Origin of the sequence: Brevundimonas sp. UBA7506 (genome assembly GCF_002479495.1) — a bacterium.
In the GTDB taxonomy this organism is placed as follows: Bacteria; Pseudomonadota; Alphaproteobacteria; order Caulobacterales; family Caulobacteraceae; genus Brevundimonas.
The window spans coordinates 14,129-29,877 of record NZ_DLNQ01000005.1 but is presented as its reverse complement, the minus strand read 5'-3'; the positions used below and the strand labels follow the sequence as shown (position 1 = coordinate 29,877).

Genomic DNA, 15,749 nt, shown 5'->3' with positions numbered 1-15,749 from the left:
TCAGGCCCCCATGTGGAAGCCGCCGTTCACCGACAGCCTCTGGCCGGTGATGTAGGAGGCGCCGTCAGACAGGAGGAAGCAGACCGGGGTCGCGGCCTCGTCCGGGAGAGTGAAGCGTCCCAGCGGGATCTTGGCCAGATAGGCGTCGCGGAATTTCTCGCCGCGCACCGTCTCCGTCATCGGCGTCTCGACCACTCCGAAGGCCACCGAATTGGCGCGAATGCCGAACCGCGCCCATTCTCGCGCCGCGCTCATCGTCGCGCCCAGCATGCCGGCCTTGGCCGCGCCGTAGTTGATCTGGCCGAAGGTGCCCTGGACGCCTGCGTCCGACGAAATATTGACGATCGCCCCGGCCACGGGATCGCCCGCCTTGACCCGCGCGATCATGGTGCGTCCGACGGCCTGGGTGAAGAGGAAGGCGCCGGTAAGGTGAACGCTGACGACGGCGTTCCACTCGTCGAGGGTCATCTTCTCGATCAGGGCGGTGCGCGTGATCCCCGCATTATTGACCAGACCGTGAAGCCCGCCGAAATGCGCGTCGGCGTCGGCGACCGCCGCCGCCACGAATTCGGGATCGGCCACGCTGCCGACATAGGCCTTGGCGCGGTCGCCCAGCGCCGCCTCGACGGCTTTCAGGGCCTCGTCCTGCAGATCAACGAGCGCCACCCTGGCGCCAAGGCTCACCGCGCGTTCAGCGATCGCCCGGCCGATGCCCTGGGCGGCGCCGGTCACGACGATGGTCCGGCCTTCAAGAGACATGGGATTTGCGGGCAGGCCTGCAGGCGAGGCCGAAGGCGTGGGAACAGCGGCCATCTCAGCGCCCCGTGTAGTCGGGCTTGCGACGTTCGCGCATGGCGGCGATCGCCTCGCCATGGTCGGCGGTGATGCTGGCCATGGCCTCATAGGCCATGCCGACGTCCATCATCTGGTGCGCCAGCTGTTTGAGGCCGATGTTCATGGTCACCTTGGACCAGCGGATCGCCTTGGTCGCGCCGGCCGCCAGACGGTCGGCGTAGGCGTCCACAGCGGCGTCGAGTTCTTCGGCCGGCAGGGAGAAGTTGATCAGCCCCATGGCGGCGGCCTCGGGCGCGGGCACCAGGTCGCCCGTGAGCAGATAGTGTTTGGCGCGAGCGTAACCGATCATCTGCGGCCAGATGATCGCGCCGCCGTCGCCGGCGACCAGGCCGATCTTGACGTGGGGATCGCCCAGGCGAGCGGTGTCGGCCGCAAAGATGATGTCGCAGAAGAGGGCCACGGTGGCGCCGAGGCCGATGGCGTCGCCGTTCACCTTGGCGATCACCGGCTTGTCGCAGTCGATCGCTCCGAAGACGATGCGTTTCGCCTCCCGCACGGCTTCGGAGAAGCCGTGCGGATCGTTCCTCATCGCCTCTATGTGCGACAGGTCGCCGCCCGCGCTGAAGGCGCGTCCGGCGCCGGTCAGGATCAGGACGTCGGTGTCGGGATCGGCGGCCACATCCGGAAAGAGATGCGCCAGTTCCGTATGCAGGGCGCCGGCGATCGCATTGAGCTGATCGGGGACGTTGAGGGTCGCGGTGAGGACCTTGCCCCGACGCGAAAAGCTGATGGATTTATAGTCTTCGAAGCGCACGATGGTCTCCTTGAAGTCAGAGGGCGGCTGCGCCGCCCAGGATCAGAGTAGCTTGGCTGGACAGGGTGCCCCCGTTGCCGTGGGCGAGCGCGATTTCAGCGTCGGCGATCTGGCGGTCGCCCGCCTCGCCCCTGAGCTGGCGCACGGCCTCGACGATGGCGAGCAGGCCGTACATGCCGGGGTGGGCGTAGGACAGGCCGCCGCCGTTGGTGTTGACGGGCAACACGCCTCCCGGCGCGATCGCGCCGCTCGCCACGAAGGGGCCGCCCTCCCCCTTCTTGCAGAACCCCAGGTCTTCCAGGAACAGAAGGGTGTTGATGCTGAAGGCGTCGTAGAGCTGCACCACATCGATGTCAGCCGGTCCAAGCCCGGCCATGGCGTAGGCGCGTCGCCCCGAGGCCGAGGCCGCCGTCGCCGTCAGGTCGGGCATGGAGGCGATGTCGGAATGCCAGGTTTCGGCCGCCCCGCCGAGGACATAGACCGGGCGTGCCGCATGGTCCTTCGCACGGTCCGCCCGGACGAGAACGACGGCCGCCGCCCCGTCGGTGATGAGACAGCAGTCGCGAACCGTCAGCGGCGTGGAGACCATGCGTGCGGCGAGCACGTCGTCGATCGTCAACGGCCCCCGGGCGAAGGCTTCCGGGTTGAGATTGGCCCAGGCCCGGGCCGACACCGCCACTGCGGCCAGGTGCTCCCGCGTGGTGCCGAACTCATGCATGTGACGCGAAGCCGCCAGGGCGTAGGACGAAAGCGGATTCAGGGGGCGATAGGGGGTCTCGTAAGGCGACGCCTGCCGCATCGACACCAGGCCGCCGGCGCCCGTACGCTGGTTGCTGCCGTGAACGACGAGCGCAACGTCGCAATAGCCGGCGTCCAGAGCCAGGGCCGCCATGACCACATGGCTCATGAAGGCGGACCCGCCGGTCCGGTTGTTGTCCGTGAAGGCCGGACGAATTCCGAGATACTCGGCCACGCCGAGACCGGAGAGCGCGTCGTTCGAGGTGCAGACGAAGAGGCCGTCGACCTCGCCGAGCCCTATGTTCGCCTGTTTGAGCGCCGCCAGGCCGGCCAGGGCCGCCATGTCGTTCGGCGTATAGCCGGGAGCCTCCCCGACGCCGAAGGTGGCTGCGCCGACGATTGCGGCCGCTCCACGCGGAAACTGATCCATTGACGCCTCCCCGGCTGTCTTCGCAGCCTCGTCGTTGACGCTAACCAGCGCCACGGTTTCTGTCTATCGTTTGTTAGATTTATTTGAAAAGAGGCAGTCGCCGCTCAAAGAAGGCGCCGATCGCCTCGTGGAAATCCTCCGACCCCGCCGCCGAGACGAAACCCGCCGCCTCGTCCTCCATCTGCGCGACGAGCGGCTTGTCCCCCGCCGTCCGCAGCAGGCGTTTGGTCGAGACGATCGCCTCACGCGGTCCGTCGCAAAGACGATCTGCGATCGCCCGGGCCTCGGCCTCCAGTTGGTCGGCCGGGAAGACGGCGTTGACCAGGCCGAGCCCCAGGGCCTCGGAGGCGGACAAGGTCTGCCCCAGCAAGGCCACGCCCATGGCGCGCCGCAGGCCGAGGTGGCGCACCAGGCTCCAGGAGCCCGAGCAGTCCGGACTGGCCGCGACCTTGAGATAGGCCATGTCGAAACGTGTCGTGTCGGCGCAGACGGCCAGATCGGTGGACATCGCCAGACTCATGCCCCCGCCCGCCACGGCGCCGTGAAGCACGGCAAGCGTAACGAGACGGCTGTCCGCTAGCAGGGCGATGGCGCGATGAAGCGGGTGGATGAGCCGCAGGGCGGCCGAGGGCGCCTCCGCCCCCGCCTCCCTGAAATAGGCCAGATCGCCGCCCGCCATGAAGGCGCGGCCCTCGCCGCGGACGATCACCACCCTGACAGAATCGTCAGCGGCCGCCCGTTCGGCCGCAGCGAGAAAGGCCTCGGCGAGCGCGGGATCAATGGCGTTGAGACGGTCCGGACGGTTGAGGATGATCGAAACCACGCCGCCGTTCTGGCGGTAAAGGACAGGATCGCTCATCGTCGCCTCCAACCAGCGCCGACAAGTCGTCCGCGCCTTCCAATTACATTCAAAGACGTTTGACACCTGTCGAACGTTCGTTAGATTTAACGCGCATACGACGACGGTTGCAAGTCGATCGTCGACGAGATTCATCGGGGAGAGTGTCCATGGCGTCCGAACTGTTGTCGGAAGAGGTTCTCATGCTGCGGGACAGCCTACGGCGGCTTCTCGACGACATCGCACCGCCCGAAACCATCGCCCGGTGGGACCGCGAAGACCGCCTGCCTCCCGAGCTCATTCACGGCCTCGCCGAATTGGGCGTCTGCGGCCTGGCGGTCCCGGAAGAGCATGGCGGACTGGGTGTGGACGTGCCCGCCCTGCTCATGGTGGTCGAGGAGTTGGCCCGCCGCAGCATGGCTCTGGCCGGCCTCTATGTCATGTGCGTCAGCTACGCCGGCCTCAACCTGGGCGAACTCGGCAGCCCCGACCAGAAGGCCCGCCTCCTGCCCCGCGTGGCCGAGGGCCGCCTCCTCTTCGCTCTCGGCCTGTCCGAACCGGACGTCGGCGCCGACCTCGCCGCGGTGGCCACGCGCGCCGAGCGCTCTGGCGACAAGATCATCGTCAACGGCGTGAAGCGCTGGTGCTCCGGCGCGGAATTCGCCGACTACATCTACACCCTGGTGCGCAGCGGCCCGCCCGAGGAGCGGCATCGCAACCTCTCTTTCCTGATCATCCCCCGGGATGCGCCGGGCGTCAGCATGACCACGACGGAAACCATGGGCGTGCGCGGCGTGCCGACCAACGACGTCGTCTTCGAGAACGTCGAGGTCTCGGTGCGCGACGTCATGGGCGAGGAGGCTGGCTGGAACCAGGGGTGGAGCCAGCTCGCCGGCCCGACGCTTGAGGTGGAGAAGCTGCAGCCCTCGGCCATGGCCATGGGCCTTGGCGAGGCCATGGTCGAGGAAGCCTGGCTCTACAGCCAGGAACGTTCCCAGTTCGGCAAGCGCATCTGCGGCCACCAGGCGGTGCGCCACACGCTCGCCGACGTTCAGACCCGTCTGAGAGCCTGCCGCCTGATGCTCGACCACGCCGCCGGCCTGGTGAAGCGCGGCGAGCCGAGCGCCGTACAGACCTCCATGACCAAGCTCTTCATTGCAGAAACCATTCGCGGCGTGGCTCTCGACTGCCAGACGGTGATGGGCGCCTACGGCTACGCCCAGGGCTTCGCCATGGAGCGGTACGTCCGCGACGCCCTGGTCCTGCCGATTTTCGGCGGATCCTCGGCCATCCAGCGGTCCAACATCGCCAACCTGATGCGGCTGCCGCGGGAATGAAGGCCGCCGATCGACCGGTCGTCCCGGCAGGCGACATATTGCGCCTGTCCCGCCTCGACGAGACCCGGTTCCGCGCGTCTGACTTCCAGCGCAATCACAGCCAGGCCATATTCGGCGGCTGTTTCCTCGGGCAGGCGATCATCGCCGCCCGGGCCACGACGCCGGATCGACCGCCTAGCGTGATGTTCGCCCGCTTCCTGGCGGGCGGCGACCCTGACCAGCCCGTGGACTACGAGGTCGAGACCGTTCGGGACGGACGCTCATTCTCGGAACGACGCGTCACCGCCCGTCAGGGCGACGGGCCCCTGGCCTTCGAGGCCATGATCAGCTTTCACGCGCCTGAGGACGGCGTCTCGCACGCTCGCCCGCGATCGTCGGTCGCGGACACGCCCCAGGACCTGCCCCGTCTGGCAGACCTCGGCCGCCTCTATCCGGACGAGATCGCATCGGCGGACGCCGAAGGGGTCGGCGGCCTCAGGGCCATCGATGCGCGGCTGTTGCAGCCGCATGACTATTTCACCCACCCCGCGGAACCGCACGGACGTTTCTGGCTTCGCGGCGTCGGCGTCGCCCCCGACACCTGCGGCTACGCCGCCGTCGCCTTCCTCTCGGACTTCATGTTGCCTGTAGCGGCGATGCTGCCTCATACCCGTTCGGCCTTCGACGGCGGCTTCACCAGCGTGAGCCTGAACCACGCGATCTGGTTCCACGCCCCTGTGCGGGCCGACGACTGGTTTCTCCATGAATCCGAAAGTCCCTGGGCGGGTCAGGCCCGGGGATTGAGCTTCGGCCGCCTGTACGCCAGCGACGGCGGCCTCGCCGCTTCCACCTCCCAAGAACTGTTGATCCGGCGCCGCTAGCGCCAAAGGAGCCCCCATGGCCGAGGCCTATATCGTATCCGCCGTCCGCACCGCCGGAGGCCGCCGCAACGGAAGGCTGAAGGCCTGGCATCCGGCGGACCTGGGCGGCGCTGTCGTCGACGCCGTCCTGGACCGCGTCGGCGCCGATCCGGCCCTTGTCGATGACCTGATCTTCGGCTGCGTCGGACAGGTCGGCGAGCAGTCCCAGAACGTCGCCCGCAATGTGGTGCTCTCGTCGAATCTCCCGGACACGGTTCCCGGCGTCTCCGTCGACCGTCAATGCGGTTCGTCCCAGCAGGCCCTGCACTTCGCGGCCCAGGCCATCCTGTCCGGCAACGCCGACGCCGTCATCGCCGGCGGCGTCGAGAGCATGTCACGGGTGCCCATGGGCCTGCCTTCGGCCCTTCCGGCGGAACACGGGTTCGGCGTGTCCCGCGGCATGCGCATGGCCGCCCGCTATCCCGGCGTGAAGTTCAGCCAGTTCGACGGCGCGGAAATGATCGCCGCCAAACACGGATTGACCAGAGAGGCGCTCGACGCCTTCGGCCTTGAGAGCCACCGGCGCGCCGCCGCGGCCGCCGGGGCGGGCCGGTTCCGCGAAGAAATCCTGCCGCTCGACATCGAAGGCGTCGACGGCCTCGAGATCCATGAGACGGACGAAGGGATCCGTTACGACGCCAGCCTTGAGGCCATGGCCCAGGTCAAGCTTCTCAAGGACGGCGGGCGCCTCACGGCCGCGACGTCGAGCCAGGTCTGCGACGGCGCCTCGGCCCTGCTCGTCGTCAGCGAGGCGGGCCTGAAGGCCCTGGGCCGCCCGCCCCTGGCCCGTATCCACCACATGTCGGCCTTCGGCGGCGATCCGGTCATCATGCTTGAGGCGCCGATCGAAGCCACGCGACGCGCCCTTTCACGGGCGGGACTGCGTCTGGACGACATCGACCTTTACGAGGTCAACGAAGCCTTCGCCTCCATTCCTCTGGCCTGGCGCAAGGCCCTCGCCGCCGATCCCGACAAGCTCAACGTCAACGGCGGCGCCATCGCGCTGGGTCATCCGCTGGGCGCGTCTGGCGCCAAGCTCATGGCGACGATGATCCATGAGCTCGGCCGACGCGGCGGCCGCTACGGCCTGCAGACCATGTGCGAGGGCGGCGGCATGGCGAACGTCACGATCATCGAGCGGCTCTGACACGGCTTGCCGGAAGGTCGCCTTCAATGCGGCTGGCTGCGGCGGCGATCGCCGCAGCGGCCGCGACATAGGCGATCGGCGCAATCATCAACGCCAGTCGAAGACCGTCCACGCCGCGGCTGGGCGCAAGGCCGTCGCTGACGGCGCCGACGATCAGCGGGCCGAGTGAGGTGCCGAGGCCGTGAATGATGAAGACCATCACCGAGGCGGTCAGGGCGCGCATCTGCACCGGCGCCATGGTCTGGGCGAAGGCGTAGCTCGGCCCCATGTAGAGCGATCCCAGGAAGAGCGGCGCCGCCAGCAGGACCAGCAGGCCCAGGCGGCTGTCCGTGTTCAGGGCGAAGTAGAGACAGGGCGCGCTGACCGCCAGGCCCAGCCCGGCCAGGATCAGGGTGCGACGCGGGCTGTTCCAGCTCGACACCCACCCGCCCACGAGGACGCCGGCGCCGGCGGCCAGGCCTGTGACGACGCCGATATAGGCGCCGGCGTCGGCGATGGAAAAGCCACGAACGCGGACCAGGTAGCTTGGGCCGAAGGTGATGATCGCGGATGTCCCGAGCGTGAACAGGGCGCCGCCCAGCGCCAGCCATTTGAACGATCTCATACGCCAGAGCGCGACCAGGGCCTCGCCGAGCGTGGCCTTGACCTCGACCCGGCGCACTTCGTCGCTTTGCCCGCGCCTCGGTTCCTTAAGACCGATCAGCATCGCCGCCGTGAGGGCGAGGCCCGCCATCCCCGCGAGCACCAGGGTCTGGCGCCACCCCATGGCTTCGACCAGGCGCCCGCCAAGGGCGAGGCCGCCCATGACGCCGAGCGCGCCGCCCGCCTGGAAGACCGCCATGGCGACGCCGCGGCGGCGTAGCGGGAAATAATCCGCCAGGATCGCCTGGCTGGGAGGCACCGCCCCCGCCTCGCCGACGGCCAGGCCGATGCGGGCCAGGGCCAGATGGGCGAAGCTCTGGCCCAGAGCGCCGGCAGCGGTCATCAGGCTCCAGAAGGCCAGGGCGCCCGACACGACCAGCTTGCGCGACGTCCGATCCGCCAGTCGCGCCAGCGGCAGGCCGAGCAGCGAATAGATGACCGTGAACATCACCCCGCCCAGGAGCCCCACCTGGGTGTCGGACAGAGCGAACTCCGCACGAATGCTCTCCAGCATGATGAAGGGCAGCTTGCGGTCGATCAGGCTGAAGGCGTTGACGAGGGTCAACAGCAGGAGGGCGAGCCAGGCGGCGCTCGTCGTCCGCGTCAGTACGGCGCTGGCGGGATTGCTCGCAGTCATCGGACCTCTCGGTTGGCGTGAAAATGTCCGGGTCGGGCGCGGCCCGACCCGGCAGTCGGGAGGCGGCTAGAGGCCGGGGAACAGAAGGGCGCCGTTCTCGACGAAGAACTTCCTGGCGTAGGTTGGATCGAGGCGATCCAGCCACTTCTGAAACTTGCCGACCGGATCCCGGCTTCCCTCGAGATGGGGATAGTCGGTGCTGAAGACATAGATTTCCTCCATGCCGTAGCGGTCGATCATCAGGGGCAGGTTCTCGTGATAGAAGGGCGCCACGCGCACGTTGCGGCGCACGTATTCGCTGGGCTTCATCGGATAGGAGCGGCCGACCTTGGCCAGGAATCCCGTCCAGAGGTCCATGCGCTCCACGCACGGGCCCACCCACCCCGAACCATATTCGATGATGCCTAAACGCAGGCGGGGGAAGCGCTCGAAGACCCCCCCCATGACGAGGATCTGCAAATAGAGCTCGGCGGGCATGTGAGCCACGAGCATGAAGTAGGGGCTGATCGCCTCCTCGCCGCCAGGGCGCGAGGCCGGGGTTCCCTTGAGAGTCTCCGCCTGGCCCCATTCCCGTCCCGGCAGGATCGGATCGGCCGCCTCGCCGCTCAGCATGCCGCCGCCGCCCAGATGCAGGGTCACCGCGACATCGGCCTCCTCGAGGCGCCGCCAGAAGGGATCCCAGGCCGAATGGGCGGGGGAAAGGCCGGCGGGCGGCGCAGCGCAGGGCAAGGTGACGAGTTTCGCTCCGCCGCGGATCACGCGGTCGACCTCCTCGAGCGCCCAGGCGATGTCGCCCATGTTGATCATGCAGGCGACCCGGGCGCGACCTCCGGTCTGCGCGCCCCAGGCCAGGGCCACGTCGTTGTAGCGGCGACAGGCCGCGCGGGCCGAGGGCGAATCCACCCGAAGCTCCTTGCCGAAGGTGTTCTGGAAGACCAGCTGCGACCGCAGGCCCATCATCTCGAGCGCTTCCACCCGTTCTTCGGCGCGTGAGAAGGAGGCGCCCAGGGCGCTGATGCCCTTGATCGACCAGATATCCTCGCGATTCTGCGCCCGGCTGGCCCTGTCTTCCTCCGAGCCGAAATAGGCGGCGATATAGTCGGAGATGGGATCGCGCCCCAGGTCTCCAAGGATTTCGCGCATGAGGTCGGGCTCAGGATAGACGTGGCCGTCCGCGTCCAGGCGCTCGCCGAAGAAAGGGTCCTTGGGCGGCGTGAGAATTTCGGAAACGCTCATTCGGAACGTCCTTCCTAGAGATCAAATTTGAGGGTGAAGGAGACGAAGCGCGGCCGCTGGTAGGCGACAAAATCACCCAGGGCCGACGTGAACATGTTGGAATAGACCGCCTCGTCCGTGAGGTTTTCGGCGGAGACCAGCGCAGACCACCGCCCGCTCGGCGAGGTCCAGCGCGCCGAGGCGTTGACCAGGGCGTAGTCGGGCTGAACGATACGGTTGAGCGGGTCCGAGTACCACCGGGCACTGCCATAGGCGTCGGCGCCAAGGCGCAGGTCGCCGCCGTAGAGCGGCAGGGTGTAGTCAAGCCCCAGGCTCCAGGTCCATTCCGGCGACCGCGAGAGGCGATTGCCGCTCACGTCGCGCACCACCTGCCGGTTGCCGGCCGGCGCGCCGTTGAAGAAGAGGGCCGGATCCGGCTCGAGCACCACCGCATCGGGGAATTCGTCATACCGGGCGTCAAGCAGGGACCCGCCGAACCTCAGATTCAACCGATCCGTCAGCGACGCCTCGATATTGGCCTCCAGTCCCTGAATGGTCGACTGGGCCGCATTGGACAGGGCGAAGGTGGTCGCGCCGTTGATGAACAGGGGGACGGTCACCTGCAGGTCCTGATAGTCATAGTGATAGGCCGCAAGGCTGAGCCGCGTCCGCTGCGCCAGATCCGTCTTGAGCCCGATTTCAAAGGCGTCGACATATTCCGGATCCGCAGGCACGGACGCTCCGACCGCCGAGGTCGAGTTGAACGTCCCGCTCTTGAAGCCCCGCGTATAGGAGGCATAGACGTTAGCGTTCCTGGCGAACTGGTAGCGCGCGACCAGCCGGGGCGAGATATCCGACCACTGGTCCTCGCCTTCCGCGGCGACCACCGTCGGCGTCCTCTGGTTGAAGCGGGCGCTTCGTTCCTCATAGGAGGCGCGCAGGCCCCCGGTCAGGAAGAGGCCGGTCACCGGTTCGAAGACCAGTTCGCCGAAGACCGAAGCGGCCTGGGCCTTTTGCCGACCCGCAAAATTGGTCGCCCCCGAGATGAAGGGATCCAGCACGGATTCGTTCGAGAAGAGATTGCCGCCGAGCGTCCAGTTCCAGCGCCCTCCCCCGCTCGAGGCCAGCACCGCCTCGAAGCTGTAGGTCGACGCCTTGAAGGTCGTGTCGTTGCCGGAGACGGCCGCGGAGGTGTTGTCGGAATCCGTGAGATTATACTGGCTGGCCTCGCTGTAGGCGAGGACGGCGCGCAGGTCGAAGCCCGCGAATTCCCGGCTGTAGTGGAGATCGGCGGCGAAGGATTCGCCCTTGGAGATCGGGATGAACTGGGTCGCCGTCGTCCAGGGCTCGCTCGGCGTCACCGACCCGGGAACCCGGCGTCCCCGGCTGTTCCCGGCCAGGGGTTGTCCGGACTGGTTGGTGTTGTCGCGTCCATCCTGATAGCTGAGCCCCAGCCACAGGCGGCTGGCGTCGTCGATGTCGAACACCAGCTTCGTCCGGGCGGCGAGGAGCTCGCGGCTGCCGCTGTCCTTGTTCAGGAAGATGTTGCGGACGAAGCCGTCGTCCTGCAGCGCCGTGACCGCCAGATTGGCGCTCAGACGCTCGGTCAGCGGCCCGGAAACATAGCCCGCGGCCTTCCAGTAGCCGAAATCCCCGGCGGACAGGGCGATGGTCAGGTCGGGATCCGCGTCCGGCATCCGCGTGGTGATATTGATGGCGCCCCCCGCCGCATTGCGGCCGAACAGGGTGCCCTGCGGTCCCTTCAGGACCTCGATCTGCTCGACCCCCTCCAGTTCGAACAGATTGCTGAACTGCTCGGGCCGATAGACGCCATCGATATAGATGGCGACGCTGGATTCGTCGCCCTGGCTGCCGTTGCGCGAACCGACGCCGCGGATGGTCGGCTGGGCGAACTGGTTGGAGCGCGCAAAGACCAGTCCCGGAGTGACCGTCGTCAGGTCCTCTGTCGAAACGATCCCGGCGTCTTCAAGGCGCTCGCTGGAGAGAGCCGTCACCGAAATAGGCACGTCCTGCAGGCGCTCCGACCGGCGCTGCGCCGTCACGACGATGTCGTCCAGGGTGGACGGCCCGTCCGACGGCGCCGGTTGCGACGTCGAAACAATATCCTGCGCCAGGACGTTTCCGGCAGACAGAACGCAAACACCACTGACAGCTCCAAGTAGCAGATACTTCATGTCTTCTCCCCTTGATTGCTCTTGTTTGACGAGCATTGGGGTTAGACTTCGGCATATCTAATGCGAACTCAATACGACGCCTCTCAACACCGCAGATGCGATGAAAGACCGAAGCAAGCCAGCCTATCTCCCCACGAAAACCACCGGTTCCTTCGCCAGGAAGGCCTTGCGCGCCGCCAGATGATCCTCGGTATTGGCCAGGCCTGGAACGGTGTTGAGCTCGAAGCGGGTCACGTCGTCGAGACCGGTCAGCCCCTGGGCCATCGCGGCCTTGATCGCCGCCAGGGACAGGGGCGCGGAGGCTTCAAACTCGGCCGCAACCTCCAACGCCCGGTCGAGGGCTGCGCCCTCGGCCGTCAGCTCGTCCCCCAGCCCTATGGCCACGGCCTCTTCCGCGTCAATCGTCCGCGCCGTCATCATCAACCGCCGCGCCCTGGCCAGACCGACGCGGAGCGGAAGGGTGTACAAGAGCCCCATGTCAGGCAGCAGGCCGATCTTGGCGAAGGAGGCGCCGAAGCGCGCGCCGCGGGCGACGACGACGACGTCAGCGGCGGCGGCCATAGACATGCCAGCGCCGAAGGCGTCCCCCTCCACCGCCGCGATCGTCGGCTTGGCGCCGCCGATAATCAGCTCGAGCAGTCGATGGACGCTCTTGAGGCGTTCGCGCACGGCGAGCGGTCCGTTGTCAGCGTCGCTGACGCGGCGCAGGTCGGCGCCGGAGCAGAAATGACCCTCAGCTCCGGTGAGAATGATCGCCCGGACGGCGGGGTCGCTCGCCGCGGCCGCGATCGCTTCGGCGATCCGGCCGCGCATCTCGGGATAGAAGGCGTTGCGCCGTCCAGGGTTGGTCATGGTCAGGACTAGCGCCGATCCGCGGCGCTGCACGACCAGTCCGTCGATGACTTCAGTCATGGGAAATCTCCAGGTTGTCACGCGCCGCGCGAAGGCGGATCTCGTCGTCGCCATAGGGCGCGTCGCGGCGATGGAGCGCGGTCTTGACGCCCTCTGCCTTGACGAGGTCGAAGAAGGCCCGCGGAGCCTCCGCCAGATGGGCCCGGGCGTCGTTCTCGGCGGCGAAGCGCTGAAGCGTCTCCCAGCCCATCAACTCCAGGCCCATGTTGACCACGCGCTTGTGGGCCGCCAGCAAGGCGGGATCGCCCAGGGCGATGCGGTCCGCCAGTGCGGCGACGGCGTCGTCCAGGTGAGCGGCCGGATGCGACTCCATGACCAGACCCAGGACCGCGGCGTCCCGTCCCCGCAGCACGTCGCCCGTCAGCAGCATGCGCTTGGCCCACTGGGGTCCCAGCAGATAGAGCCACATATGGTTGGCGGGCGACCCCAGGGATCGGGCCGCGGGAAAACCGATGCGGGCGTCGTCGGCGGCGACGACCATGTCGCAGTTCAGCGCGATGTCCGTGCCGACCGCCAGGCAATTGCCCTGGATCTTGGCGATCACCGGCTTGTGCATGCGGAAGATGTCGAGGCGAAGGTTGGACCCGTAGCGGGTGTGCCAGACATCATCCTCGAAGGCGGTCCGTCCGCGATAGTCTGCAGGATCATAGGGACGGCGACCGTCGGCGCCGGGTTCAATGCCCTCGGAGATGTCAGCGCCCGAGCAGAAGTCCTTGCCCGCCCCCTGAAGCACCACGCAATGAACGGCCTGCAAATCATCCGCCTCCCGCAGCGCGTCGTTGAGTTCTCTCAAACAACGCGCGCTTTGAGCATTGCGCTTTTCGGGGCGATTGAAGGTGATGTAGGCCACCTTGCCGCGCACCTCGAACAGCAGGGTCTCCGGCGCATCCAGCCACTTGCCCATCATCTCGCTCCTCTGTCGTTGACAGACCGATAGCATCCCCGGTCCCGGCTGGAGCATCGGGGATGCGATGTTTGCTTCGCCCCCGCGCGATCCGCGGCCGGGCCCTCTAGCCTGGCCTGCGGACCGACGCCGGTGCGCAGGGAGAATCCAAGATGAAAACCGAGACCTTTCGCGGCTTTGGCGGCGTCGTCTTGTCGGTCGAGCGCCACGGCTCTCCCGAGGACCCCGGCGTGGTTCTGGTCCATACGGGAGGCCAGAGCGCCGTCGCCTGGCGGCAGACGGCCGAAGCGCTGGTGGCCGCCGGCCGGCATGTTCTCTGCCCGGACCTGCGGGGCCACGGCCGGAGCGCACGCCCCGCGGACGGCCGCTACGACCTGGACGCCTACGCCGAGGACCTTCGCGCCCTCCTGCGCGCCCTGCCCACGCGCCCCGTGATCGTCGGGGTCGCCCTGGGCGCCGCGATCGCCCTTGCAGCGATCGCGGACGACGGCGCCCACCTGGCGGCGGGCGTCGTCACGGCGGGCGTGGCGCCAGACCTTGATCCCGAGGCGGTCCGCCGCCTCGCGCGGGACCCGCGGCCGGACGAGGGCGCCGACCCGCGCTGGACCACAGGCCTGGACATGGCGACCCTGCAACAGACGCTGGAGTCGGTGCTGGGCCAGGTCCGGCTGCCGCTCCTGATCCTTCACGGCGCCGACAACCGGCTGGTCAGCCTGGAGGCGCGTGAGTCCATGGCGCGCCGGGCCCCGAACGCCCGCCATGTGGAGATTGAGGGCGCGTCTCATGATGTCGCGGCCGATCAACCCGAGCGGTTCCAGGCCCTCCTTCTGGAGTTCCTCGAGACCGAGGCCCCGCGCGACCCCATGGCCTATCAATCGGGCTCGGATGTGCGGACCCTGCGCGACGCCCTGGGCTGCTTCGGCACCGGCGTCACCGTCGTCACCACGACGGACGGGAACGGGACCCCGGTGGGCCTGACCGCAAACTCCTTCACCTCGGTGTCGCTGGCCCCCCCGCTCCTGCTCTTCTGCCTGGCGCGGAGCGCCGGTTCCCTGGCGGCCTTCGAGACGTCGTCGACCTTCGCCGTCAATGTCCTGCACATCGGCCAGCAGCCGACGTCCGACCGGTTCGCACGCCCCGGCGAAGACCGTTTCGCCGAGACCGCGTTCGAACCCTGGCATGACGGCGTACCTGCGCTCGTAGGATCGCTCGCCGTCTTCCTCTGTCGCAAGCACGCCGTTCACGACGGCGGCGACCATCGGATCTTCGTCGGCGAGGTCATACGGGCGCGTTTCGAACCGAGACGGGATCCGCTCCTCTATTTCCGCGGCCGGTATCGACGCCTGCACTTCGCCTGAACCGCGTTTCCGTCGCGCGGCCCGACAGGTGTCGGGCCGTCGCGGCCCGGATCCGTTCGGCGAAGTCCGCGGCGCGCTCGAGCGTGGTTTGCGCGTCGCTGCCGATGCCGACGCCCAGCAACTGTCCGTCGCCGCAATCGGGTAAGGGCGCGCAGACCATGCCGCCGCCGCGCCAAACGGAGTTGGAGGTCACCGCATAGCCCAGCCGCCGGATCTCGACCGCTTCGGCGAGGACCGCCGAGGGCGCCACGCGCCATTTCTCGGAAACCTGTGCGTTCAGACGGTGGACGAATTTGCGAACGGCGTCGTCGGGCAAAGCCGACAGGAGCGCCCGCCCCATGGCCGTGTGCAGCGGGAAGGCGCTGCAGTCGGGGACAATCGTCGTGACCAGGCGGGTCGAGGGCAGAACATGGACGTACCGGACGACCAGGCCGACGGGCATGCCCAGAACCACGAACTCCCCGGTCTGCTCGTTCAGATCGGTCAGCATGTCCATCAGCGGCCCGCCGCGCAGCAGCAGGGGCGAAACCCCCGCCCCCAGCAAGGCCACGCGGGCGGTCGGCACATAGGTGCGCCGGAAGGGATCATGAGCGAGATAGCCCAGGGCGGTAAGACATTTGAGCAGTTCCGACGTCGAGGACTGCGGCAGGCCATGCGCCTTGGCGATGTCCATGACGGTGGCTTCCGGCTGTTGTCGGGTCGCGAAATACTCGAGCACCTGAAGGACCCGTTCGGCCGACTTGATGCGTTTGGCGTCTGAGGCCAGGAGCGTGGAAGCCCGGCTGGCGGTCGAAGATCGACGAGGCGCGCGTGTCGGCGCCGCGGGATAGGCACAAGCATCCATAGCTTCACTCCCTGCATCCCTTCTTTGAGGGTTTCTAACTACCA

Annotated in this window: 14 protein-coding genes; 4 read left to right on the top strand and 10 right to left on the bottom strand. The window is 67.8% G+C overall.

Features of this window, described 5'->3' with window-relative positions:
- The 4 genes from B3K53_RS01905 to B3K53_RS01890 form a co-directional block, all read right to left on the bottom strand.
- Positions 1-813, bottom strand: coding sequence for an SDR family oxidoreductase (locus tag B3K53_RS01905; RefSeq protein ID WP_292082384.1), 813 nt, complete (start codon positions 811-813; stop codon positions 1-3).
- 1 nt (position 814) lies between these two features.
- Entirely contained in the window at positions 815-1,609 is a 795-nt protein-coding gene (locus B3K53_RS01900) for an enoyl-CoA hydratase-related protein (RefSeq protein WP_292082383.1), read from the bottom strand.
- Between the two features lie 16 nt (positions 1,610-1,625).
- The gene (locus tag B3K53_RS01895) at positions 1,626-2,777 is read right to left on the bottom strand and encodes a thiolase (RefSeq protein WP_292082382.1); all 1,152 of its coding nucleotides are present in this window, start codon (positions 2,775-2,777) and stop codon (positions 1,626-1,628) included.
- Positions 2,778-2,856: 79 nt separating this feature from the next.
- The gene (locus B3K53_RS01890) at positions 2,857-3,636 is read right to left on the bottom strand and encodes an enoyl-CoA hydratase/isomerase family protein (protein WP_292082381.1); all 780 of its coding nucleotides are present in this window, start codon (positions 3,634-3,636) and stop codon (positions 2,857-2,859) included.
- A gap of 149 nt (positions 3,637-3,785) precedes the next feature.
- Here B3K53_RS01890 and B3K53_RS01885 point away from each other — a divergent pair, with 149 nt between their 5' ends.
- From B3K53_RS01885 to B3K53_RS01875, 3 genes are read left to right on the top strand one after another with little or no spacing between them, the layout of a single operon-like run.
- A complete protein-coding gene (locus tag B3K53_RS01885; protein ID WP_292082380.1) occupies positions 3,786-4,952 on the top strand; it encodes an acyl-CoA dehydrogenase family protein in 1,167 nt (388 codons plus the stop codon).
- 38 nt (positions 4,953-4,990) lie between these two features.
- Complete coding sequence (locus B3K53_RS01880) at positions 4,991-5,812, top strand: acyl-CoA thioesterase (RefSeq protein WP_292082379.1); 822 nt, start codon at positions 4,991-4,993, stop codon at positions 5,810-5,812.
- A gap of 16 nt (positions 5,813-5,828) precedes the next feature.
- On the top strand, positions 5,829-6,998 hold the full coding sequence (locus B3K53_RS01875; protein WP_292082378.1) for an acetyl-CoA C-acetyltransferase: 1,170 nt from the start codon (positions 5,829-5,831) through the stop codon (positions 6,996-6,998).
- Here the strand turns inward: B3K53_RS01875 and B3K53_RS01870 are convergent.
- The 5 genes from B3K53_RS01870 to B3K53_RS01850 form a co-directional block, all read right to left on the bottom strand.
- Positions 6,982-8,277, bottom strand: a complete 1,296-nt coding sequence (locus B3K53_RS01870; RefSeq protein WP_292082377.1) for a spinster family MFS transporter — start codon at positions 8,275-8,277, stop codon at positions 6,982-6,984. The genes B3K53_RS01875 and B3K53_RS01870 overlap by 17 nt on opposite strands.
- A 66-nt stretch (positions 8,278-8,343) precedes the next feature.
- The gene (locus B3K53_RS01865) at positions 8,344-9,513 is read right to left on the bottom strand and encodes an amidohydrolase family protein (RefSeq protein WP_292082376.1); all 1,170 of its coding nucleotides are present in this window, start codon (positions 9,511-9,513) and stop codon (positions 8,344-8,346) included.
- A 14-nt stretch (positions 9,514-9,527) separates the two neighbouring features.
- The gene (locus B3K53_RS01860) at positions 9,528-11,687 is read right to left on the bottom strand and encodes a TonB-dependent receptor (RefSeq protein WP_292082375.1); all 2,160 of its coding nucleotides are present in this window, start codon (positions 11,685-11,687) and stop codon (positions 9,528-9,530) included.
- A 123-nt stretch (positions 11,688-11,810) separates the two neighbouring features.
- On the bottom strand, positions 11,811-12,599 hold the full coding sequence (locus B3K53_RS01855) for an enoyl-CoA hydratase/isomerase family protein (protein ID WP_292082374.1): 789 nt from the start codon (positions 12,597-12,599) through the stop codon (positions 11,811-11,813).
- Complete coding sequence (locus B3K53_RS01850; protein ID WP_292082373.1) at positions 12,592-13,503, bottom strand: crotonase/enoyl-CoA hydratase family protein; 912 nt, start codon at positions 13,501-13,503, stop codon at positions 12,592-12,594. Before B3K53_RS01850 ends, B3K53_RS01855 begins: the two co-directional genes overlap by 8 nt.
- A gap of 152 nt (positions 13,504-13,655) precedes the next feature.
- Here B3K53_RS01850 and B3K53_RS01845 point away from each other — a divergent pair, with 152 nt between their 5' ends.
- Positions 13,656-14,861: an alpha/beta fold hydrolase gene (locus tag B3K53_RS01845; protein WP_292082372.1), complete on the top strand. Its 1,206-nt coding sequence runs from the start codon at positions 13,656-13,658 to the stop codon at positions 14,859-14,861.
- Here B3K53_RS01845 and B3K53_RS01840 read toward each other — a convergent pair.
- On the bottom strand, positions 14,782-15,705 hold the full coding sequence (locus tag B3K53_RS01840) for an IclR family transcriptional regulator (RefSeq protein ID WP_292082371.1): 924 nt from the start codon (positions 15,703-15,705) through the stop codon (positions 14,782-14,784). The two genes, B3K53_RS01845 and B3K53_RS01840, sit on opposite strands and share 80 nt — an antisense overlap.
- Between the last annotated feature and the right edge of the window lie 44 nt (positions 15,706-15,749).